Consider the following 22,795-nt stretch of genomic DNA (forward strand, 5'->3'; position numbering starts at 1 on the left):
CCCTGAGCCAAGCCGAAAGCCGCGAGTTAGAGCCTTGAAAAAGGCGCTTCTCGCGGCTTTTTCATGGCGCCGAACAAAGCCATTAGACTATTAACTCTAAAAATGACCGTAGCAACATAATGAGTCATTTTAATGACCAGTTGGGCTACCTTAGCTCTAGGCGACACAAATCAAAGCTGTTACTCTCGGCGCGCTTCTGATCACTCGGTTTGCAATAAACTGACATCAAATATCAATAATAATCGCATCGACGCGGTGAATTCGCTGTTGCTGGAGGAGTGGGCTTCCATGATTGAAAACTTTTGGAAGGATAAGTACCCAGCCGGGGTCGTTTCGCAGATCAACCCGGACGAGTACCCGAATATCCAGGCGGTATTGAAGCAGTCCTGCCAGCGTTTCGCCGATAAACCGGCATTCAGCAATCTGGGCAAGACCCTGACTTATGGCGAGCTGTACGAGTTGTCCGGTGCTTTCGCTGCGTACCTGCAGCAGCATACCGACCTGCAACCCGGAGATCGCATCGCCGTTCAACTGCCGAACGTTCTGCAATATCCCGTCGCGGTCTTCGGCGCCATGCGTGCCGGCCTGATCGTGGTCAATACCAACCCGCTCTACACGGCGCGGGAAATGGAACATCAATTCAACGACTCCGGTGCCAAGGCGCTGGTGTGCCTGGCGAACATGGCGCACCTGGCCGAGAAGGTCGTACCGAAGACGTCGGTCAAGCACATCGTGGTCACCGAAGTCGCCGACCTGCTGCCGCCGCTCAAGCGTCTGCTGGTCAACAGCGTGATCAAGTACGTGAAGAAGATGGTCCCGGCCTACAACCTGCCGACCGCGGTGAGCTTCAACGACGCGCTGGCCAAGGGGCGCGGCAAGCCGGTCAGGGAAGCCTCGCCGGCCAGCGACGAAGTCGCCGTGCTGCAGTACACCGGCGGCACCACCGGTGTGGCCAAGGGCGCGATGCTGACCCACCGCAACCTGGTGTCCAACATGCTGCAGTGCCGGGCGTTGATGGGCTCCAACCTCAACCAGGGCTGCGAGATCCTGATCACCCCGCTGCCGCTGTATCACATCTACGCCTTCACCTTCCATTGCATGGCGATGATGCTGATCGGCAACCACAACATCCTGATCAGCAACCCGCGCGACCTGCCGGCGATGGTCAAGGAACTGTCGAAGTGGAAGTTCAGCGGCTTCGTCGGTCTCAACACCCTGTTCGTCGCCCTGTGCAACAACGAGGACTTCCGCCGCCTCGACTTCTCCGGGATGAAGCTCACCCTGTCCGGGGGCATGGCCCTGCAGATGTCGGTGGCCGAGCGCTGGAAGGATGTCACCGGTTGCGCCATCTGCGAAGGCTACGGCATGACCGAGACCAGCCCGGTGGCGGCGGTCAACCCGGCCGAGCGCAACCAGATCGGCACCATCGGCATTCCGGTGCCTTCGACCCTGTGCAAGATCATCGACGACGCCGGCAACGAACTGCCGCTGGGTGAAGTCGGCGAGCTGTGCATCAAGGGCCCGCAGGTGATGAAAGGGTACTGGGAGCGTCCCGATGCCACTGACGAGATCCTCGACGGCGAAGGCTGGTTGAAGACCGGCGATATCGCGCTGATCCAGGCCGACGGCTACATGCGTATCGTCGACCGCAAGAAGGACATGATCCTGGTCTCCGGCTTCAACGTGTACCCCAACGAGCTGGAAGACGTGCTCGCGGCCCTGCCGGGTGTGCTGCAGTGCGCGGCGATCGGCGTGCCGGACGAGAAGTCGGGCGAGGTGATCAAGATGTTCATCGTCGCCAGGCCGGGCGTGACCCTGACCCGCGAGCAGGTGATGGAGCACATGCGTGCCAACGTCACTGGCTACAAGGTGCCGCGTTACGTCGAGTTCCGCGATGCGCTGCCGACGACCAACGTCGGCAAGATCCTGCGGCGCGAGCTGCGGGATGAAGAGTTGAAGAAGCTGGGACTCAAGAAGATCGCCTGATCTTCCTGCCGAAAGGGCCGCACATGCGGCCCTTTTCAATGCGCGCGTACTTCCGCCTGTAGGAGCGTGGCTTGCCCGCGAAAGGACCGCACAGCGGTCCCATTGAGATGTCATCGGGGACCGCTGTGCGGTCCTTTCGCGGGCAAGCCACGCTCCTACGGGGGGATTGCGTGCACGTCAGCGCAGTTTCTCGAGCATCTGGTAGTACCACATCCCCGCCGCCAACAGCGGATTCCCCAGCAGATCCCCCATCGGCACGCGAATGTGCGAGCAGCCGGCGAAGGTATCGAATTGCTCCAGCGTACCGGTGATCGCCTCGGCCATGATCTCGCCCATGATGTGGCTGGTGGCGATGCCGTGCCCGGAATAGCCCTGGCAGTACCAGACGTTCTCCGACAGCTTGCCCAGTTGCGGAATGCGATTGACCACGATGCCCATGGCGCAACTCCATTGGAACTCGATCGGCACGCCTTTGAGCGCCGGGAAGGTGCGCTCGATGCACGGCCGCAGTTCGCCGGCGATATCCCGTGAGTCACGTCCCGAATAGTTGGCGCCGCCACCGAACAGCAGGCGGCCATCGGCGGTCATGCGGTAGTAGTCGAGGACGAAGCGGCAGTCGTATACAGCCAGGTCGTGCGGGTTGAGCTGGCGGGCCAGGTCGCCCAGCGGCGCGGTGGTGACGATGCCGCCCATGGCCGGGAAGATCTTGCCCTTGAGCTGACCCGGTTCGAGCTTGTGATAGACGTCGCCGGCCAGCATCACCTGCTTCGCCTCGATCCGCCCTTGCGCGGTGACCACCGCCGGACGCGGGCCGTGGATGATCTCCAGGACCTGCGAGTTTTCGAAGATCAGCGCGCCCAGGCCATGGGCCGCGCGGGCTTCGCCCAGGCACAGGTTGAGCGGATGCAGGTGCAGGTTGCGCTGGTTCTTCAGCGCGCCGAGGTACAGCGGCGAGTCCAGGTGGCGCCGCACGCCCTCGCGGTCGAGCAGCTCGACCTGGTCGCCCATGCCGCGCAGCATTGCCTCGGTGGCGAAACCCTCCAGCTCGGCCATGTGCGACGGCTTCATCGCCGCATGCAGGTGGCCGCGCTTGAGGTCGCAGTCGATGCCGTAGCGCGCCACCCGCTGCTGAATGATGTCGTGCCCGCGAAAGCGCAGGTGCCAGATGAAATCGTCGACGTCATCGCCGAGGCGGGCGCGCATCTGTTTGCGCATGGCCTCGTCGCCGGACAGGCTGCCGGTGACCTGGCCGCCGTTGCGCCCGCTGGCGCCCCAGCCGATGCGGTTGGTTTCGACGATGGCCACCTTGAGGCCACGCTCGGCCAGTTCCACCGCGCTGGCGACACCGGTGAAGCCGCCACCGATGATCGCCACATCGACCTCCACCGTGCCTTGCAGGGTCGGGTACTGGGTCTGGTCGTTGAGGCTGGCGCTGTAATAGGAGGCGGCGCGCTGGGCGGTGCCAGTGTTCAAAGCTGCGTTCATGAGGCGAATCCTTGGCGAAAGTGAAAAGCGGTTCAGGCCTGGGTCAGGTACCAGCGCCAGTCCTGTTCGCCGACTTCGGCCATGAACTGACGGTATTCGGCGCGCTTGACCGCGAGGTAGACGCCGAGGAAGTCGGCGCCGAAGGTGTCGCGGGCCCAGGCCGAGCGCTCCAGGGCTTGCAGCGAGCTGAGCCAGTCGGTGGGCAGCAGTTCGGTGGCCTGGGCGTAGCCGTTGCCTTCCACCGGCGCACCCGGGTCGAGTTGCTGGCGCAGACCATGATGGACCGCGCCGAGCAGGGCGGCGGCGGCCAGGTACGGGTTGGCGTCGGCGCCGCAGATGCGGTGCTCGATATGTCGGGTCGGGGCCGGGCCGCCGGGCACGCGCAGGCTCACGGTGCGGTTGTCGATGCCCCAGGTCGGCGCCAGTGGCGCGTAGCTGTTGGCCTGGAAGCGGCGGTAGGAGTTGGCGTTGGGGCAGAACAGCAGCAGCGAGTCGAGCAGGGCGGCGAGCATCCCGCCCACTGCCTGGCGCAGCAGCGGCGTGCCGGCCGGGTCTTCGCTGGCGAACAGGTTGTTGCCGTCGGCATCGGCCAGGCTCACATGCAGGTGCATGCCGGTGCCGGCCAGGTGATCGAAGGGCTTGGCCATGAAGCAGGCCTGCATGCCGTGCTGGTGCGCCACGCCCTTGACGATGCGCTTGTAGCGCACCGCCTGGTCCATCGCCAGCAGCGCGTCGCCGTGCTCCAGGGTGATTTCCACCTGGCCCGGGGCGTATTCGGAAATCGCCGTGCGCGCCGGGATGCCTTGGGCCTTGCAGGCGGCGTAGAGGTCGGCGAGGAAGGGTTCGATCTGTTCCAGTTCACGCAGGCCATAGACCTGCGTGCTTCGCGGTCGCCCGCCGTCGGCATCCAGCGCCGGCTGCGGTCGGCCCTGGCCATCGCGCTGCTGGTCGAGCAGGTAGAACTCCAGCTCGCAGGCCATCACCGGGTGGTAGCCGTCGGCCTTGAGCGCCTCGATCACTCGCAGCAGGACATGCCGCGGATCGGCGACCGCGGCGGGCAGACCCGCACTCGGGTGCATGCTGACCTGCACCGCCGCGGTGGGGATCCTGCGCCAGGGCAGGCGCACCAGGCTGCCTTCCAGCGGATAGGCGCGACAGTCGATATCGCCGACGTCCCAGACCAGCCCGGAGTTTTCCACATCCTCGCCGTGCAGGGTCAGGCCGAGGATGGTGCTGGGCAGCGGCCGGCCGCTTTCGTAGACCGCCAGCAGTTCCTCGCGGTGCAGCAGCTTGCCGCGGGGCACGCCGTTGGCGTCGAGGATGAACAGCTCGATCATCTCGATATCGGGGTTGGCGGCCAGGAATTCGCGGGCTTGCTCGATGGGGGCAAAGTGCATGGTGTTCTCGCTTGCGCCACGCGGGCGCGCAGACCGTCCGCGCCTCGGGGCGCGGCGGCAATCGACGGAATGGCCGGCGCACGGGCGCCGGCAGTGGGGTCGGTCAGGCGAGAACGGAATCTGGTGGGCGTGCGTGACGGCAATGCCACAGGGCCCAGAAGGCGAGGATCACGTGGATCAGCGGGTTTTCCCCACGGCGAGCCCGCACCTTCGGGAACGAAAGGGCCTGGCACGGATGGGACACAGCGGTGGGCAAAATCATTCCTTGATACTCCCATGCTGGCTAAGGGTTATTAAATTGGCGTTTGTGTAACTTCAGGCAAGGTTCTGCTAAACAATCCAGGGCGATCTCTGCCTAAAACCCCGTAGGAGCGTGGCTTGCCCGCGAAGGACCGTGCAACGGTCCCTGACATCAGTGCCATCTGGGACCGCTGCGCGGTCCTTCGCGGTGGTTCGTCACACGACAAGCCACGCTCCTACGGGTTTGTGGCCAGCCATGCCCGGGGAATCGTGCCGAGCCCCGGCAAATCTGCGACAATCGCCGGCTAACCTGCGCCGCCACAGACCTCATGACTGACCAGAACGCCGCCATCGGGCAACTGCTGAAAAACCTCGATCACGCCATGGCCGCCGAGCGCCACCGTCTGCGCCGGCAGTTGCACGAACTGCGCAAGCGCCCCGACGACGCCAAGCTCGCCCAGTGGGCCGAGCGGGTCCAGGCCTCCTGCGACCAGGCCGCCGCGCGCAAGGCCAGCGTGCCGAGCATCCGCTACGACGATAGCCTGCCGATCGCCGCCAAGCGCGACGAGATCAAGAAACTGGTCGCGGAAAACCAGGTGGTGATCATCGCCGGCGAAACCGGTTCGGGGAAAACCACCCAGTTGCCGAAGATCTGCCTGGAGCTGGGCCGCGGCCAGTACGGCCTGATCGCCCACACCCAGCCACGGCGGATCGCCGCGCGCAGCGTCGCCAGCCGGGTCGCCGAGGAACTGGGCACGCCGCTGGGGGCACTGGTCGGCTACCAGGTGCGCTTCGAGGACCAGAGCGACGCCAATACCCTGGTCAAGCTGATGACCGATGGCATCCTCCTGGCCGAAACCCAGCACGACCGCTTCCTCGAACGCTACGACACGATCATCGTCGACGAAGCCCACGAACGCAGCCTGAACATCGACTTCCTGCTGGGTTACCTGAAGACGCTGCTGCCGCGCCGTCCCGACCTCAAGGTGATCATCACCTCGGCGACCATCGACCTGGAGCGCTTCTCCAAGCACTTCGACGACGCGCCGATCATCGAAGTCTCCGGGCGCACCTACCCGGTGGAAACCTGGTACCGCCCGCTGACCAGCGAGCAGGACGAGGAGGGCAACCGGGTCGAGGACGACCTCACCGTGGACCAGGCGATCCTCGCCACCCTCGACGAGATCGCCGCCCACGAGCGCAGCGTCGGCAAGGGCCCGGGCGACGTGCTGGTGTTCCTCCCCGGCGAGCGCGAGATCCGCGATGCCGCCGAGGTGCTGCGCAAGGCGCAGTTGCGCCACACCGAGATCCTGCCGCTGTATGCGCGTCTGTCGCCGGCCGAGCAGCAGCGCATCTTCCAGTCCCATCCGGGGCGTCGAGTGGTACTGGCGACCAACGTCGCCGAGACCTCGCTGACCGTGCCGGGCATCCGCTACGTGATCGACAGCGGCACCGCGCGCATCAGCCGCTACAGCTACCGCGCCAAGGTCCAGCGCCTGCCGATCGAGGCGGTGTCGCAGGCCAGCGCCAACCAGCGCAAGGGCCGTTGCGGCCGGGTCGAGCCGGGCATCTGCGTGCGCCTGTACAGCGAAGAGGATTTCAACGCGCGACCGGCCTTCACCGATCCGGAAATCCTGCGTACCAACCTCGCCGCGGTGATCCTGCAGATGCTCCATCTGCGCCTCGGCGAGATCGATGCCTTCCCGTTCATCGAGCCGCCGGATGGCAAGGCCATCAGCGATGGTTTCAACCTGCTGCAGGAGCTCTCGGCGGTCAATCGCGAGAACCAGCTGACCCCGCTCGGCCGTCAGCTGGCGCGCCTGCCGGTGGACCCGCGGCTGGGCCGCATGCTGCTGGAAGGGGCGAAACAGGGCAGTCTGCAGGAAGTGCTGATCGTCGCCAGCGCCCTGTCGGTGCAGGATCCGCGCGAGCGTCCGCCGGAGCGCCAGCAGGCCGCCGACCAGGCCCACGCGCAATGGAAGGACGCCGATTCCGATTTCGCCGCGCTGGTCAATCTGTGGCGCGGCTTCGAGGAGCAGCGCCAGGCGCTGACCTCCAGTCCGCTGCGCAACTGGTGCCGGAAGAACTTCCTCAACTACCTGCGCCTGCGCGAATGGCGCGACGCCCATCGTCAACTCGGGCTGATCTGCCGTGACCTGCAACTGGGCATCAACAAGGAGCCGGCGGACTTCCCGCAGCTGCACAAGGCGATCCTCTCCGGCCTGCTCAGCCAGATCGGCCAGAAGACCGAGGACGGCGACTACCTCGGCGCGCGCCAGCGGCGTTTCTGGGTCCATCCGTCGTCCGGCATCGGCAAGAAACGCCCGCAATGGCTGATGACCGCCGAACTGGTGGAAACCACCAAGCTCTACGCGCGCATGGTGGCCAAGATCGATTCCGACTGGATCGAGCCGTTGGCCGGGCATCTGTTGAAGAAAAACCACTTCGAGCCGCACTGGGAGAAGAAGCGCGGTCAGGTGGTGGCGTTCGAGCAGGTGACCCTGTACGGCCTGATCGTGGTCGGCCGGCGCCCGGTGCATTACGGCCCGATCGATCCGCAGACCTCCCGCGAGCTGTTCATCCGCGAAGGTCTGGTCGGTGGCGAGATCAACTCCCGCGCCAGGTGCCTGGCGGCGAACAAGAAGCTGCTGGAAGAACTCGACGAACTGGAGGCCAAGGCCCGCCGGCGCGACATCCTTGCCGACGAGGAAACCCTCTACGGCTTCTACGAGGAGCGTCTGCCGGCGGAGATCCACCAGGCCGCGACCTTCGACAGCTGGTACCGGGTCAATAGCCAGCAGGACCCCAACCTGCTGATCATGCGCGCCGAGGACGTACTGGCCCGCGAGGCCAGCGAGGTCACCGCCGCGCAGTACCCGGACACCCTGCGCCTGGGCGATCTGAAGCTCTCGCTGAGCTATCACTTCGAGCCCAACCACCCGCGCGATGGCGTCACCGTGCGGGTCCCGGCGCCGCTCTTGCCGAGCCTGCCGGGCGAGCGCCTGGAATGGCTGGTGCCGGGGCTGCTGGAGGCCAAGTGCATCGCCCTGGTGCGCAACCTGCCCAAGGCCCTGCGCAAGAACTTCGTGCCGGTGCCGGACTTCGTCAAGGCGGCGCTGGCGCGCATGACCTTCGCCGAGGGCTCGTTGCCCCAGGCGCTGGGCCGCGAGCTGCTGCGCATGACCGGCGCGCGGGTCGCCGACGAGGCCTGGGCCGAGGCGGCGGCGCAGGTGGAAAACCACCTGAAGATGAACATCGAAGTGGTCGACGGCCAGGGCAAGTTCCTCGGTGAAGGCCGCGACCTGGCAGAACTGACCGCGCGCTTCGCCGCCGCCAGCCAGGCGGCGCTGGCCGTGCCGCAGTCGGAAAAAACGCAGAAACCGGTGGAAGCCAAGGGCTTCGGCAAGGTCGAGCAGACCGCCCAGCAGAAGATCGCCGGGCTGTCGATGACGGTCTATCCGGCGCTGGTGGAAGAGGGCGGCACGGTCAAGGAAGGGCGTTTCTCGACCCAGGCCGAGGCGACCTTCCAGCACCGTCGCGCCTTGCAGCGCCTGCTCCTGCAGCAACTGGCGGAGCCGGCGAAGTTCCTCCGCGGCAAACTGCCGGGCCTGACCGAACTGGGCCTGCTCTATCGCGAGCTGGGCCGGGTCGAGTCGCTGGTCGAGGATATCCTCCTGGCCAGCCTCGACAGCTGCGTGCTCGAAGGCGAAAGCACCCTGCCGCGCGATGGCGCGGCCCTGGCCTCGCTGGCCGAGCGCAAGCGCGGTGACTGGAGCGATCATGCCGAGCGCCTGGCGCGCCTGGTTCTGGACATCCTCAAGCTGTGGCACGGCCTGCAGAAGCGCTTCAAGGGCAAGATCGACCTGGCCCAGGCGGTGGCGCTCAACGATATCAAGCAGCAGGTCGGCAACCTGGTGTACCCGGGGTTCGTCCGGGAAACCCCGGGGATCTGGCTCAAGGAACTGCCGCGCTACCTGAAGGCGGTGGAACTGCGTCTGGAAAAACTCGGCGCGCAGGTGCAGAAGGACCGGGTCTGGAGCGGCGAACTGGGCAACTGCTGGACGCAGTACAAGGCCCGTGCCGACAAGCATGCCCAGGAAGGCAAGCGCGACGAACAGCTGCAGTTGTATCGCTGGTGGCTGGAAGAGTACCGGGTATCGCTGTTCGCCCAGCAACTCGGGACCAAGGTGCCGATTTCCGACAAACGCCTGAGCAAACAGTGGAGTCAGGTGGAAGCCTGATCACCCTCGACCGGCAGGTGCCGGGGATGGCCGGGCAGAGGCCAACCCGGCGCAGTTGTGGCACACTTGGCGATATTTTTCGCCATCGGGGGGATTTCCCCGGGTGGCGATGACAAACACTCGGCAATGCCTCGTATGATCGGGTGCATTGCCTGTACGAGTTGGTACCTTGGTGCCAGCTCGCCGAACCGACCCGGTCGGCGCCCGCCTGGCGTCGGCCCCGAACAGAGGATCGACCGTGCATAACGTCGTCATCAGCGGCACTGGCCTGTACACCCCGGCCAACAGCATTTCCAACGAAGAGCTGGTGGAGTCCTTCAACGCTTATGTCGCGCAGTTCAACGCCGACAATGCCGCCGCCATCGAGCGCGGCGAGATCGAGGCGCTTACCGAATCCAACGCCGCCTTCATCGAGAAAGCCTCGGGGATCAAGAGCCGCTTCGTCATGGACAAGGCCGGCATCCTCGATCCGCAGCGCATGACCCCGCGCCTGCCCGAGCGCAGCAACGACGAACCGTCGATTCTCTGCCAGATCGCCGTGGCCGCCGCCGAGCAGGCCTTGCAACGGGCGGGGCGGACCGCCGCCGATGTCGACGCGGTGATCGTCGCCTGCTCCAACCTGCAGCGAGCGTATCCGGCGATCGCCATCGAAGTGCAGCAGGTCCTGGGCATCAATGGCTTCGGCTTCGACATGAACGTGGCGTGTTCCTCGGCCACCTTCGGCATCCAGACCGCCTACAACAGCGTGCGCCTGGGTCAGGCCCGCGCGGTGCTGGTGGTGAACCCGGAAATCTGCACTGGCCACCTCAACTTCCGTGACCGCGACAGCCACTTCATCTTCGGTGATGCCGCCACCGCGGTGCTGGTCGAACGGGCCGATCTGGCCACCTCGGAAAATCAGTTCGAGATCCTCAGCACCAAGCTGCTGACCCAGTTCTCCAACAACATCCGCAACAACTTCGGTTTCCTCAATCGCACCGGGGAAGAGGGCATCGGCGCGCCGGACAAGCTGTTCGTCCAGGAAGGCCGCAAGGTATTCCGCGAGGTCTGCCCTATGGTCGCCGAACTGATCGGCCAGCACCTGGCGGAGAACAACCTCAATGTCAGTGATGTGAAGCGCTTCTGGCTGCATCAGGCCAACCTGAGCATGAATCAGTTGATCGTGAAGAAGCTGCTCGGCCGCGATGCCATGGAGGAAGAGGCACCGGTGATTCTCGACCGCTATGCCAACACCAGTTCGGCGGGGTCGGTGATTGCCTTGCACAGCCACCAGGACGGCCTGCCCGAGGGCGCTCTGGGCGTGCTCAGCTCGTTCGGCGCCGGCTACTCCATCGGCAGCGTGATCCTGCGCAAGCGCTGATCGCCCAAGCGACTGAAAACGTAATACGCCCGGTCCGTTTTAGCGGACCGGGCGTTTTTTTTGCCTGCGCGCTGCTGAAACGGTCCATGGGCAAGCCGGCGGAAATGCCGGAGAGGCCCGTGGGCCGGGCGTTTTGCCATATTCCTGTTCGAAGTAAAAAAGTTCCGCTGTAACAAAACATTTATATAAAAGCCACTGATCTGAAATAACCCCCCGCCAAGATTCCTTCCCAGCACAAGTGGCCTGAGCCGCGTGTTTTTTTCAACGTAATCAAGACCATAAACGTTAGGGGAGCTTCATCGATGATCCGTAAGCACTTCGCAGGTTTCGTAGCCAGCGCCTTGGCCATGGCCGTTACCGCCCAGGCTTTCGCGGGTACCGTGACCACCGACGGCGCCGATATCGTAGTCAAGACCAAAGGTGGCCTCGAGGTCGCTACTACTGACAAGCAATACAGCTTCAAGATCGGTGGTCGTATCCAGGCTGACTACAGCCGCTTCGACGGTTTCTACACCAACAACGGCAACACTGCCGACGCCGGTTACTTCCGTCGTGCCTTCGTGGAAATCGGCGGCGTTCTGGCCACCGACTGGGCTTACCAGATCAACTACGACCTCTCCCACAACGGTGGCGGTGACAACCGTTCCGAAGACGGTTACTTCGACGAAGCCTCGCTGGCCTACAACGGCTTCAAGCCAGTGTCGATCAAGGTCGGTCGCTTCGACCCTGAGTTCGGTCTGGAAAAGGCCACCAGCTCCAAGTGGGTAACCGCTCCAGAGCGTACCGCTGCCTACGACCTGGCTGACTGGGTCAACGGTCACAACGGCGGTATGGGTATCCAGGCTTCGAGCAACATCGGTGAGTCGGTCTACCTGGCCGGCGGTGCCTACGCCAAGGATGCGACCAACGCCGACAAAGACGGCGACAGCACCAAGCAGTTCAACTTCCGCGGCGTCTTCGCACCGCTGCACAGCGACGGCAACGTCCTGCACTTCGGTCTGAACGTGGCGCAGCGCGACCTGTCCGACACCGCCTTCGACGGCCGTATCCGCAGCCGCCTGGGCATGCGTGGTGTGAGCACCGACGGTGGCCAGGATGCCGGCAGCAACGGCAACCGCCTGACCCTCGCTGGCGCCAACAACACCCCGGCCGGTGCCTACGACACCGACCGTGCCTGGGGTCTGGAAGCGGCCTTCGCAACCGGTCCGTTCTCGATCCAGGGTGAATACCTCAAGCGCAAGGTCGAAGCTGACGCTGCCGCCTACCAGGACATCAAGGCCACCGGTTACTACGGCCAGATCGCCTACACCATCACTGGCGAGGCGCGTGGCTACAAACTCGGCAAGTTCGATGCGATCAAGCCTTCGAACAAGCAGATCGGTGCCTGGGAAGTGTTCTACCGCTATGACCACATCGAAGCCGAAGACGACAACGGCGCCTTCGCCCGCGTTGCCGACATCGAAGGCAAGGTGCACAACCTGGGTCTGAACTGGTACGCCAACGAGTCGATCAAGCTGAGCGGCACCTACGTCAAGGCCAAGGTCGACAACGCCCAGAACGCCAACGGCGACGACGACGGCGACGGCTTCGTAGTGCGCGCGCAGTACGTGTTCTAAGCGACATCGCTCCTTCATCCGTTACTTCTTCAGGCCCCACTTCGGTGGGGCTTTTTTTTGGGTTCTTCACGGAATTCCGGGAGATTGGGGTATCGGTATCGGTATCGGTATCGGTATCGGTATCGGTATCGGTATCGGTATCGGTATCGGTGTCGCGAGCTTATCCATTGCAGGCGGTGACGCCACCGGCCCCTTCCGCCTCTACGGCGGGTCCATTTTGTCTTGGCAAAAATGGACGAAAACCGCTTGCTCCTGCATCCGGCCCTACGCTGCGCTCCGGGTCCCCTCACTCCGGCGCCTGCCAGGGCTCCGCGGCCTACGACTTGCTTCGCAAGTCTTCACCTCGCGTCTTCGGCTACGCCGAAGGTGCTGCGCACAGCCCCGGCAGACACCTCCGCTCGGCCTCCTGACGTCGCGAGTTACGGGTGGCGACACGACGAACCCATCTTCGAAAACAACATCGGTATCGGTAACCAGAGACAATCAAGGCGCTCTTGCTCTTGCTCTTGCTCTTGCTCTTGCTCTTGCTCTTGCTCTTGCTCTTGCTCTTGCTCTTGCTCTTGCTCTTGCTCTTGCTCTGTGTGCGCGTACGTTCAGACGCAGCCAATTGCGACTTCAGCCGGCCGAGTGGAGGTGTCTGGAGGGGGCAGGTGCGCAGCACCCTTCGGCGTAGCCGAAGACGCGAGGTGAAGACTTGCGCAGCAAGTCGTAGGCCGCGGAGCCCCCGCAAGGCACCGGAAGGAGGGGACCCGAAGCGCAGCGTAGGGCCGGCTGTGGGAGCGGGCGGTTTTCGTCCATTTTGCCAAGACAAAATGGACCCGCCGTAGAGGCGGAAGGGGCCGGTGGCGTCACCGCCCGCACTGGATAAGTTCGCGATGCCGATGCCGATGCCGATGCCGATGCCGATTGCCACCCCTGCAACCCCGTAATTCCGTGAAGAACCTTTTTGCCCGCGCATTCACTCCGGCAGCAGGCGGTCGCGGCTGTTGGACAGGTGCAGGCAGATCGCCGCGCGCGCGGCATCCGGGTCCTGGCGGCGGATGGCGTTGAGGATCGCCTCGTGCTCGAGGTTGGCCAGGTAGGCGTGGCGGGCCAGCTTGGCGCCCGAGCGCTCGTCCTCGGCCATGCGGTTGCGCGGAATCATGCGGCTGCCCAGCTGCGCCAGCATCTCGCTGAAATACAGGTTGCCGGTGGCTTCGGCGATCAGCAGGTGAAAACGCCGGTCCGCCTCGATGCAGCTGTCCCCCGCGGCCGCCAGGTCCTGATAGTCGTCCAGGGCCTGGCGCATGCGTGCCAGGTGCCCGTCATTCCGGCGCAGGGCGGCGAGGGCGGCAGCCTGGCCTTCCAGGCCGATGCGCAGCTCCAGCAGGTCACGCACGCTCGCCGCGCTTTCGGCGCCGACCCGCAGTTGCGACTGCTCCTGGCGCTCGATGACGAAGGTGCCGATGCCATGGCGCGGCTCGACCAGCCCGGACGCCTGCAGTTTCGACAAGGCCTCGCGGACCACCGTGCGGCTGACCCCGTGTTCGCGCACCAGGGTGTTTTCCGAGGGCAGTCTGTCGCCGGGTTCGAAGGTGCCGAGCAGGATCTGTCGGGTCAGATGGGAGACCAGGTCGTGGGCGCGGCTGTGGCTGCGTTTGCGTGCGGGTTCCAGTGGCGCGGAGGGGGTCATGGCACGGCTTCCTGGGTGGTCGTACAAGTGAAGGATGGATGAGGGGGGCTGAGTACGCATACTTGTATGACAAGTAAGTTTTTTCAACTATTTTTGCGTGGATAATGGTGTCCTGATAAGGGTGCTGTTTTTTGTTTTTACTGATTTTTCTAGGAAATTTAGCCTTTTAATAGCTTGTATTTTGCTTTTTGTCGGCTGTTTTTGATCTTGTCGTACAACCTTGAAGCCCATATGCTTTTCTCACTGGCATGTCAGACAACCTGGCGGACTGCCCTCGCCACGACATCCATCGACCCGCACAAAAACAATTAGTGGGAGATTCCCCAGTGAACGACACCCTCGATCCGTCCGTCCGCCGTGACGACGTGTTGGCGAGCGCCGTGGCCAAGGTCAAGCGCCATGTTCTGCCGCTGTTCGTCATCATGTTCATCGTCAACTATCTGGACCGCGTCAACATCGGCTTCGTCCGCCCGCACCTGGAGAGCGACCTGGGCATCAGCGCCGCTGCCTACGGCTTCGGCGCCGGTCTGTTCTTCATCGGTTACGCCCTGTTCGAAGTGCCATCGAACATGCTGCTGCAACGGGTCGGTGCGCGGCTCTGGCTGACCCGCATCATGTTCACCTGGGGCCTGGTGGCCACGGCGATGGCCTTCGTGCAGAACGAGACCCAGTTCTACGTGCTGCGCTTTCTTCTCGGCGTGGCCGAGGCCGGTTTCTTCCCAGGGGTGATCTACTACTTCACCCGCTGGCTGCCGGCGGTGGAGCGTGGCAAGGCCATCGCCATCTTCCTCAGCGGCTCGGCCATCGCCTCGCTGATCTCCGGACCGCTGGCCGGCGCCTTGATGCAGATCCAGGGCCTGGGCCTGCACGGCTGGCAGTGGATGCTGTTCGTCGAGGGCATGGTTTCGGTGCTGCTGTGCTTCGTCGTCTGGTTCTGGCTCGATTCCAGCCCGCACGACGCCAAATGGCTGAGCCGCGAGGAACAGGACGCCCTGGTCGCGACCATCGACCGCGAGCAGCTCGAGCGTGAAGTGCAGGGCGTGGCCCGGCCATCGGCGTGGCAGCTGCTCAAGGACCGGCAGATCCTGCTGTTCTGCCTGATCTACTTCTGCATCCAGTTGACCATCTACGCCGCGACCTTCTGGCTGCCGAGCATCATCAAGCGCATGGGCGATCTCTCCGACATCCAGGTCGGCTTCTTCAACTCGATTCCCTGGCTGATCTCGATCATCGCCATGTACGCCTTCGCCGCCGGTTCCGCGCGCTGGAAATTCCAGCAAGCCTGGGTCGCCGGGGCGCTGCTGATCGCCGCCCTCGGCATGTTCATGTCGACCACCGGCGGGCCGGTATTCGCCTTCGTCGCCGTGTGCTTCGCCGCCATCGGTTTCAAGTCGGCCTCGTCGCTGTTCTGGCCGATCCCCCAGGGTTACCTGGATGCCCGCATCGCCGCAGCGGTGATCGCCCTGATCAACTCGGTGGGCAACCTCGGCGGTTTCGTCGCGCCGACCACCTTCGGCCTGCTGGAGCAGCAGACCGGTTCGATCCAGGGCGGCCTGTACGGCCTGGCCGTGACCTCGGTACTGGCGGCGATCGTGGTGTTCTTCGTCCGACTCCGTCCCCGCGACAACGCTCTCGATGACCTCAAGGCGCCGTCCGCCTTGGGCCAGAATCACTGAACCTGCAGGACAACCAACATGAATATGCAGAGCACTCCGCACGCTTTCAGCAGCAGCGCGGCCCATGGCGACACCCCGGTGGTCACCGACCTGCGCGTCGTTCCGGTGGCCGGGCATGACAGCATGCTGCTCAACCTCAGCGGTGCCCATGGCCCGTTCTTCACCCGCAATGTCGTGATCCTGCGCGACAGCGCCGGCAACACCGGGCTGGGCGAGGTGCCCGGCGGCGAGAAGATCCGCCAGACCCTGGAAGACGCCCGCGGCTTGCTGCTCGGCCAGCCGATCGGTCATTACCAGCGCGTGCTCAACGCCATGCGCCAGACTTTCGCCGGGCGTGACGCCGCGGGGCGTGGCCTGCAGACCTTCGACCTGCGCATCACCGTCCATGCGGTGACCGCCATCGAGGCGGCGCTGCTCGACCTGCTCGGCCAGCACCTCGGCGTGCCGATGGCGGCCCTGCTGGGCGAGGGCCAGCAGCGCGATGCGGTGAAGATGCTGGGCTACCTGTTCTACATCGGCGACCGTGGGCAGACCGACCTGGCCTACCGCAACGAAGCCGAGGCCGACGATGCCTGGTTGCGCCTGCGTCACGAAAAGGCCCTGACCCCGGAGGCCGTGGTGCGCCTGGCCGAGGCGGCGCAGGCACGCTATGGCTTCAATGACTTCAAGCTCAAGGGTGGCGTATTGCGTGGCGAGGAAGAGATCGAGGCGGTCACGGCCCTGGCCGAGCGTTTTCCCGAGGCGCGCATCACCCTCGATCCCAATGGGGCCTGGTCGCTGAAGCAGGCCATCGCCCTGTGCCGTGACCAGCATCAGGTGCTGGCCTACGCCGAAGACCCGTGCGGCGCCGAGGACGGCTATTCCGGTCGTGAGGTGATGGCCGAGTTCCGTCGCGCCACCGGCCTGCCCACCGCGACCAACATGATCGCCACCGACTGGCGGCAGATGGGCCATGCGATCCAGGCGCAGGCGGTGGACATTCCCCTGGCCGACCCGCATTTCTGGACCTTGCAGGGCTCGGTGCGGGTTGCCCAGATGTGCAACGACTGGGGCCTGACCTGGGGTTCGCACTCCAACAACCACTTCGACATTTCCCTGGCGATGTTCACTCAGGTGGCCGCGGCGGCGCCGGGCGAGATCACCGCGATCGACACCCACTGGATCTGGCAGGACGGCCAGCGCCTGACCCGCGAGCCGCTGCGCATCGTCGACGGTCATGTGCGCGTGCCGGAGCGTCCGGGGCTGGGCGTCGAGCTGGATGAGGATCAACTGGCCAAGGCCCACGAGTGCTACCGCAACATGGGCCTGGGGGCGCGGGATGACAGCGTGGCGATGCAGTTCCTGATTCCCGGCTGGCAGTTCGATAACAAGCGGCCTTGCCTGGTGCGCTAGCGCTCGGAAAGTTGTTTTGCTGACCCGCGCAGGCAGGCGCCATGGCGGCATGGCCCCGGGAAACCGGGGTTTTTTTCTGTAGGTGATGTTGCCTTCTGACGTGCTGAGCAGCGAACAGCGCCGAGGAGGCTGAGCGGACTTCTGCTCGATTCAGGTTCAAGCTGCCGATGGCCGGCAAATCACTCCTTGAACGGCCTCGGTAGCCGTTGAGTCGCGCCCGGCAGGGGGCGGGTACGCATTGTCCGATTCACTGTCGCATGGTTTTGCAACCAATGGCAGGCCACTGCCGAGCGATAGCCGACAGCCGTGAGAATGTCGCGGTACTGATTGGACACGTCGAGCGCGAAGATTGGTTCGTGGTGCGCGATGCGATTTCTCAGCTGGTTGATGCCCATCACCAGTGGTTTGAAGCGCGCGCGGGTCATTGTGCTGGCATTGGGCAGGAGTTGCTTCATGGCGGTTTGCCAGATAGGTCGGTCGTAGTGGGGGCGAAACAGGTTTGACCAGAAGTCGAAGGTGAGGCGGGAAACGACGTCATCCTTGCTGGCAGTACCTGCCACGCGCGTCGCGCGACTCACCGCCTTGCTCAAGGTCGCCTGACTCTCGGGTGTCAGCAACTGACGCAATCTTGCATCGACGTGCCAATCAGTGCCGAATTTCCCGCTGAACACTTCATCGATGGCATTTCTCAGCACGATTTCCATGACATGCAGCGGAAAGAGGAAGGCTTTGGCCAGTCTGGCATTGTAGAGGTAGAGCTCGAATGCCAGATCGGTCCTGAACCCGGCCGCCTTCACATAGGTAGCGAAGCGCCTCGTGGATAGCTGGCGTTCCAGGGCATCGATATGCTCCCGGGAATACAGGAAGGGTTGTTGTGCTTCGGCCATAGGTGTAGATTCCGTTTTTACCTGTTAGCTGATGTGGCCCCTCTGGTTATCCACGCGTCCTCAGCACAGGATAGAGCCCCGGGACAATCTCTGATTCTCCCGGGGTTTCGCTTTTCCGGGTGATCTCAGCGTAGTGTTCAGCGGACACCGGTTCGCGCAGCTTCGATCGTGGATTCGAGAGTCTTCGCCACAGTTCACGCACCTCTACTGGCTGACACCTTGGCTTTGCCGTCTTGGCATACGTCTTTTCCTTGCATTGATGTGAAAACTCCTACCGCCTACAAAGAATCTTCTTTTCTTTATTTCAAACCGGCAGACTGCACGCATGCCGACCACCACTCTGAAGCACCTTGCCGAGCTCGACGCCGCCACCTGGGACGCCCTGGCAGGCGACGACCAGCCGTTCCTGCGTCACGCCTTCCTCACCAGCCTGGAAGATAGCGGCAGCGTCAGCCCGCGTACTGGTTGGACGCCAGCCCATCGTCTGATCACGGATGACCACGGCAGGCTGCTGGCCGCCATGCCCACCTACGCCAAGACCCACTCCTTCGGCGAGTACGTGTTCGACCACGGCTGGGCCGACGCCTGCGAGCGCGCCGGTATCCGCTATTACCCGAAGCTGCTCTGCGCCGTGCCGTTCTCGCCGGTGGGCGGGCCGCGTCTGCTGGGGCAGCCCGAGGCGCTGGCGAGGTTGCTGGAAGAAGTGGAGGAATCGTTGCCGGAGCAGGGGCTGTCGGGCCTGCACGTGAACTTCACCGACCCGTCCAGCGACGCGTTGTTGCGCGGTCGTGAAGGCTGGATGGAACGCCTCGGCTGTCAGTTCCACTGGCGCAACCAAGGCTACCGTGACTTCCAGGATTTCCTCGATGTCCTCAGCTCGCGCAAGCGCAAGCAGATGCGCAAGGAACGCGAGCAGGTGGCGGGGCAGGGCATCGAGTTCCGCTGGTACCGCGGCGCCGAGCTGAGCGAGGCGCAGTGGGACTTCGTCTTTGCCTGCTACGCCAACACCTACGCGGTGCGCCGTCGGGCGCCCTACCTGACCCGTGACTTCTTCAGCCTGCTCGCCGAACGCATGCCGGAGGCGATTCGCGTGGTCATGGCGATCCAGGGCGGGCGCGAGGTGGCGATGGCTTTCAGCTTGGTCGGTGGCGACAGTTTCTACGGTCGCTACTGGGGCTGCCTGGCCGAGTTCGACCGCCTGCATTTCGAGACCTGTTTCTACCAGGGCATGGATTACGCCATCGCCGAAGGCCTGCAGCGCTTCGACGCCGGGGCCCAGGGCGAGCACAAGCTGATCCGCGGCTTCGAGCCGGTGATCACGCGATCCTGGCATTACCTGCTGCATCCGGGGCTGCGCACGGCGGTGGATGATTTCCTGCGCCAGGAGCGGCTGGGTGTGCTGGCTTACGCCGAAGAGGCGCGCTCGGCGCTGCCCTATCGGCAGGGCTAAGACACGGGGGCTGCTTTGCAGCCCTTCGCGAGCAAGCTCGCTCCCACAAAGAAACGACATGCACCGAACTATTGTGGGAGCGAGCTTGCTCGCGAAGGGCCGCAAAGCGGCCCCATTTCAATCGACGCCGACGAAGCCGCCAGTCTGGTGATGCCACAGGCGCGCATACAGCCCGCGCTGGGCCAGCAGTTCGCTGTGGCTGCCCATCTCGGCGATGCGACCTTTCTCCAGCACCACCAGGCGATCCATCCGCGCGATGGTCGAGAGGCGGTGGGCGATGGCGATCACGGTCTTGCCCTGCATCAGGGTTTCCAGGCTTTCCTGGATCGCCGCCTCGACTTCCGAGTCCAGCGCCGAGGTGGCTTCGTCCATGATCAGGATCGGCGCGTTCTTCAGCAGCACCCGGGCAATCGCGATGCGCTGGCGCTGGCCGCCGGAGAGCTTGACCCCGCGCTCGCCGACATGGGCATCGAAACCGGTACGGCCCTGGGCATCGCTGAGGCTGGGGATGAATTCCTCGGCCCGCGCCCCGCAGACCGCGCTCCACAGTTCCTCGTCGCTGGCATCGGGCTTGCCGTAGCGCAGGTTGTCGCGGATCGAACGGTGCAGCAGCGAGGTGTCCTGGGTGATCATGCCGATCTGCCCGCGCAGGCTCTGCTGGGTGACCTCGGCGATGTCCTGGCCATCGATGAGGATGCGCCCGCCTTCGAGGTCGTACAGGCGCAGCAGCAGGTTGACCAGGGTCGACTTGCCGGCGCCGGACGGACCGATCAGGCCGATCTTTTCGCCGGGACGGATATCCAGGTCGAGGCCGCTGATGATCCGGTTGCCGCCCTTGCCGTAGTGGAAGTCGACATTCTCGAAACGCACCGCGCCGCGCTCCACTTTCAGGTCCGGGGCATTCGGCCGGTCGGTGACACTGACCGGCTGGGCGATGCTTTCCAGGCCATCCTGCACCGTGCCGATGTTCTCGAAGATGCCGTTGACCACCCACATGATCCAGCCGCTCATGTTGACGATGCGGATCACCAGGCCGGTGGCCAGGGCGATGGCGCCGGCGCTGATCAGCGACTGGGTCCACAGCCACAGGGCCAGGCCCGTGGTGCTGACGATGAGCAGGCCGTTGAGGCTGGTGATGACCACGTCCATGCTGGTGATGACCCGGCTGGCCAGCTGGGTCTTCTCGGTCTGCTCGCGGATCGCCTCGCGGGCGTACTGCTGTTCGAAATCGGTGTGGGCGAACAGCTTGAGGGTGGCGATGTTGGTGTAGCCGTCGACGATCCGCCCCATCAGTTTGGAGCGCGCCTCGGAGGAAATCACCGAACGCTCCTTCACTCGCGGCACGAAGTAGCGCAGGGCGACGATGTAGCAGGCGATCCACAGCAGCAGCGGGATCATCAGGCGCCAGTCGGCCTCGGCGAACAGCACCAGGGAACTGATGGCGTAGATGCTCACGTGCCACAGCGCGTCCATGGCCTGCACCAGCGAATCGCGCAGCGAGTTGCCGGTCTGCATGATGCGCTGGGCGATGCGCCCGGCGAAGTCGCTCTGGAAGAAATTCAGGCTCTGCTTGAGCACGTAGGCGTGGTTCTGCCAGCGGATCATGCTGGTCATGCCCGGGCTGATGGCCTGGTGCACCATCAGGTCGTGCAGGCCGACGAACAGCGGGCGCAGGATCAGCGCCACCACCAGCATCCAGGTCAGCTCGCCGGCGTGTTCGCGAAACAGCGCGGTGCTCGGCGTGCCCTGGGCCAGGTCGATGATCCGGCTGAGGTAGCTGAACAGCGCCACTTCGATCAGGGCGACGATCAGCCCCAGCACCATCAGTGCCGCGAAGCTCGGCCAGACCTGGCGCAGGTAGTAGAGGTAGAAGGGCAGGACCCGGGACGGCGGCGCCGCGCTGGGCGCCTCGCGGAAGATGTCGATCAACTGCTCGAAACGACGGAACAGCATCTAGAGGTTCACTCCTGTAAAGGGGGCGAGCGCCTCGCCCGCGGGTCACGTCCCTGTGACACTGCGGTCAGTCGATGCGCTTGGCCGATTTGATGTAGACCGGATCGGCGGGCACGTCACGCATGCCTTTCTTGATGGTGGTCGGCGAGTTGACGATCTGGTCGACCACCTCCATGCCGCTGGTGACCTTGCCGAATACGGCATAGCCGCGGTCGCGGCCGGGGTTGAGGAAATCGTTGTCGGCGACGTTGATGAAGAACTGGCTGGTGGCCGAGTTCGGGTCGCTGGTGCGGGCCATGGACAGGGTGCCGCGGGTGTTCTGCAGGCCGTTGCTGGCCTCGTTGCGGATCGGATCCTGGGTGTCCTTCTGCACCATCTGGTCGGTGAAGCCGCCGCCCTGGACCATGAAGCCCGGGATCACGCGGTGGAAGATGGTGTTGTTGTAGAAACCGCTGTCGACATAGGCGAGGAAGTTCTTCGTGCTGATCGGCGCCTTCTCGGCGTTCAGCTCGATCTCGATCTTGCCGAAGCTGGTGACCAGCTCCACGTGCGGGGTCTTGTCCGAAGCCATCACGCCGGTGGCGAAGGCGACGGAGCAGGCGGCCATGAGGATTTTCTTCAGCATGTACTCAATGATCCTTGAGAGGTGGTTGAGGCCGCAGCGAGAAACTGCAGCACGGTCTGGTTGAACTGCTGTGGCTGGTCCAGCGGTGTAGCGTGCCGGGAATCGGCGATCACCGCCAGTCGTGCCCCGGGAATCAGGGCGGTGTAGCGCTCCTTGAGCGCCACCGGGGTGTAGTCGTGGTCGGCGCTGATGATCAGGGTGGGACAGTCGATCCGCCCCAGGCGTTCCTCCACGCCCCAGTTGACGATGGCGTCGAAGCTGGCGAGGTAGGCGCGCTTGTCGTTGCGTGCCCAGCGCTCGGCCATCTCCTGGCGCAGACTGGCCTGCTCCGGTTTGGGGAACAGGCGCGCGGCGAGCCCCTTGCCGATGGTGCGCAGCGGCAGGACGCGGGCCAGGGTCCAGCGCTTGGCCCACTGCCAGTAGTCGTCGCGGCTTTGCACCTTCACCGCCGGCGCGCTGTTGACGACGGTCAGGCTGCGCAGCCAGCCGGGATGGTCGACGGCGAACTGGAAACCGACCATGCCGCCCATCGACAGCCCGACATAGTGCACGGGACCGGTGTTCAGGTGCTCCAGCAGGGCCATCAGGTCGGCGCTGAAGCCGGCGATGCTGTAGCGCTCGCGGGGCTTGTCGGAGCGTCCGTGGCCGCGCAGGTCGAGAAGAATCAGGCGGTAGTCGGCGGCCAGCACCGGGACCTGGAACTCCCAGTCCTGGCAACTGGAGCCGAGGCCGTGGACCAGCACCAGGGGTTCGCCCCGGCCATATTCCTCGTAGTGCAGCGAGCAACCTTCATGTTCGAAGTAGGCCATGGGCGA

Annotated in this window: 14 protein-coding genes; 7 read left to right on the forward strand and 7 right to left on the reverse strand. The window is 64.4% G+C overall.

The window, feature by feature from the left end; genetic code table 11:
* Positions 1-288 precede the first annotated feature (288 nt).
* Positions 289-1,986: a long-chain-fatty-acid--CoA ligase FadD1 gene (gene fadD1 / locus CHB99_RS14685; RefSeq protein ID WP_042126533.1), complete on the forward strand. Its 1,698-nt coding sequence runs from the start codon at positions 289-291 to the stop codon at positions 1,984-1,986.
* 177 nt (positions 1,987-2,163) lie between these two features.
* Here fadD1 and CHB99_RS14690 read toward each other — a convergent pair whose 3' ends face one another.
* Both CHB99_RS14690 and CHB99_RS14695 read right to left on the reverse strand, forming a co-directional pair.
* The gene (locus tag CHB99_RS14690; RefSeq protein ID WP_042126532.1) at positions 2,164-3,471 is read right to left on the reverse strand and encodes an NAD(P)/FAD-dependent oxidoreductase; all 1,308 of its coding nucleotides are present in this window, start codon (positions 3,469-3,471) and stop codon (positions 2,164-2,166) included.
* 32 nt (positions 3,472-3,503) lie between these two features.
* Positions 3,504-4,868 (reverse strand): glutamine synthetase family protein, encoded by a 1,365-nt coding sequence (locus tag CHB99_RS14695; RefSeq protein ID WP_042126530.1) that lies wholly within the window; start codon positions 4,866-4,868, stop codon positions 3,504-3,506.
* A 569-nt stretch (positions 4,869-5,437) separates the two neighbouring features.
* Between CHB99_RS14695 and hrpA the strand changes: the two genes are divergently transcribed.
* The 3 genes from hrpA to CHB99_RS14710 all read left to right on the forward strand — a co-directional run bounded on the left by hrpA (position 5,438) and on the right by CHB99_RS14710 (position 12,325).
* The gene (gene hrpA, locus CHB99_RS14700) at positions 5,438-9,349 is read left to right on the forward strand and encodes an ATP-dependent RNA helicase HrpA (protein ID WP_042126528.1); all 3,912 of its coding nucleotides are present in this window, start codon (positions 5,438-5,440) and stop codon (positions 9,347-9,349) included.
* A 238-nt stretch (positions 9,350-9,587) separates the two neighbouring features.
* Positions 9,588-10,709, forward strand: a complete 1,122-nt coding sequence (locus CHB99_RS14705; RefSeq protein ID WP_042126525.1) for a beta-ketoacyl-ACP synthase III — start codon at positions 9,588-9,590, stop codon at positions 10,707-10,709.
* 302 nt (positions 10,710-11,011) lie between these two features.
* Positions 11,012-12,325, forward strand: coding sequence for an OprO/OprP family phosphate-selective porin (locus tag CHB99_RS14710; protein ID WP_042126524.1), 1,314 nt, complete (start codon positions 11,012-11,014; stop codon positions 12,323-12,325).
* Positions 12,326-13,283: 958 nt separating this feature from the next.
* Here CHB99_RS14710 and CHB99_RS14720 read toward each other — a convergent pair.
* A complete protein-coding gene (locus CHB99_RS14720; protein WP_089266547.1) occupies positions 13,284-13,997 on the reverse strand; it encodes a FadR/GntR family transcriptional regulator in 714 nt (237 codons plus the stop codon).
* A gap of 326 nt (positions 13,998-14,323) precedes the next feature.
* Here CHB99_RS14720 and CHB99_RS14725 point away from each other — a divergent pair, with 326 nt between their 5' ends.
* Together CHB99_RS14725 and gudD are read left to right on the forward strand one after the other, a co-directional pair.
* A complete protein-coding gene (locus tag CHB99_RS14725) occupies positions 14,324-15,673 on the forward strand; it encodes an MFS transporter (RefSeq protein WP_042129199.1) in 1,350 nt (449 codons plus the stop codon).
* Between the two features lie 24 nt (positions 15,674-15,697).
* Positions 15,698-17,065: a glucarate dehydratase gene (gene gudD, locus CHB99_RS14730; RefSeq protein ID WP_089266553.1), complete on the forward strand. Its 1,368-nt coding sequence runs from the start codon at positions 15,698-15,700 to the stop codon at positions 17,063-17,065.
* A 179-nt stretch (positions 17,066-17,244) separates the two neighbouring features.
* Here gudD and CHB99_RS14735 read toward each other — a convergent pair whose 3' ends face one another.
* The gene (locus tag CHB99_RS14735; protein WP_052419541.1) at positions 17,245-17,952 is read right to left on the reverse strand and encodes an Abi family protein; all 708 of its coding nucleotides are present in this window, start codon (positions 17,950-17,952) and stop codon (positions 17,245-17,247) included.
* Positions 17,953-18,277: 325 nt separating this feature from the next.
* Here CHB99_RS14735 and CHB99_RS14740 point away from each other — a divergent pair, with 325 nt between their 5' ends.
* On the forward strand, positions 18,278-19,402 hold the full coding sequence (locus tag CHB99_RS14740) for a GNAT family N-acetyltransferase (RefSeq protein ID WP_042129195.1): 1,125 nt from the start codon (positions 18,278-18,280) through the stop codon (positions 19,400-19,402).
* A 117-nt stretch (positions 19,403-19,519) separates the two neighbouring features.
* Here CHB99_RS14740 and CHB99_RS14745 read toward each other — a convergent pair whose 3' ends face one another.
* The 3 genes from CHB99_RS14745 to CHB99_RS14755 form a co-directional block, all read right to left on the reverse strand.
* Positions 19,520-21,355 (reverse strand): ABC transporter ATP-binding protein, encoded by a 1,836-nt coding sequence (locus CHB99_RS14745; RefSeq protein ID WP_042129193.1) that lies wholly within the window; start codon positions 21,353-21,355, stop codon positions 19,520-19,522.
* A gap of 67 nt (positions 21,356-21,422) precedes the next feature.
* On the reverse strand, positions 21,423-21,980 hold the full coding sequence (locus CHB99_RS14750; protein WP_042129191.1) for a peptidylprolyl isomerase: 558 nt from the start codon (positions 21,978-21,980) through the stop codon (positions 21,423-21,425).
* Positions 21,974-22,789, reverse strand: a complete 816-nt coding sequence (locus tag CHB99_RS14755; RefSeq protein ID WP_042129189.1) for an alpha/beta fold hydrolase — start codon at positions 22,787-22,789, stop codon at positions 21,974-21,976. Before CHB99_RS14755 ends, CHB99_RS14750 begins: the two co-directional genes overlap by 7 nt.
* Positions 22,790-22,795 lie beyond the last annotated feature (6 nt).

Origin of the sequence: Pseudomonas japonica (assembly GCF_900188455.1) — a bacterium.
In the GTDB taxonomy this organism is placed as follows: Bacteria; Pseudomonadota; Gammaproteobacteria; order Pseudomonadales; family Pseudomonadaceae; genus Aquipseudomonas; species Aquipseudomonas japonica.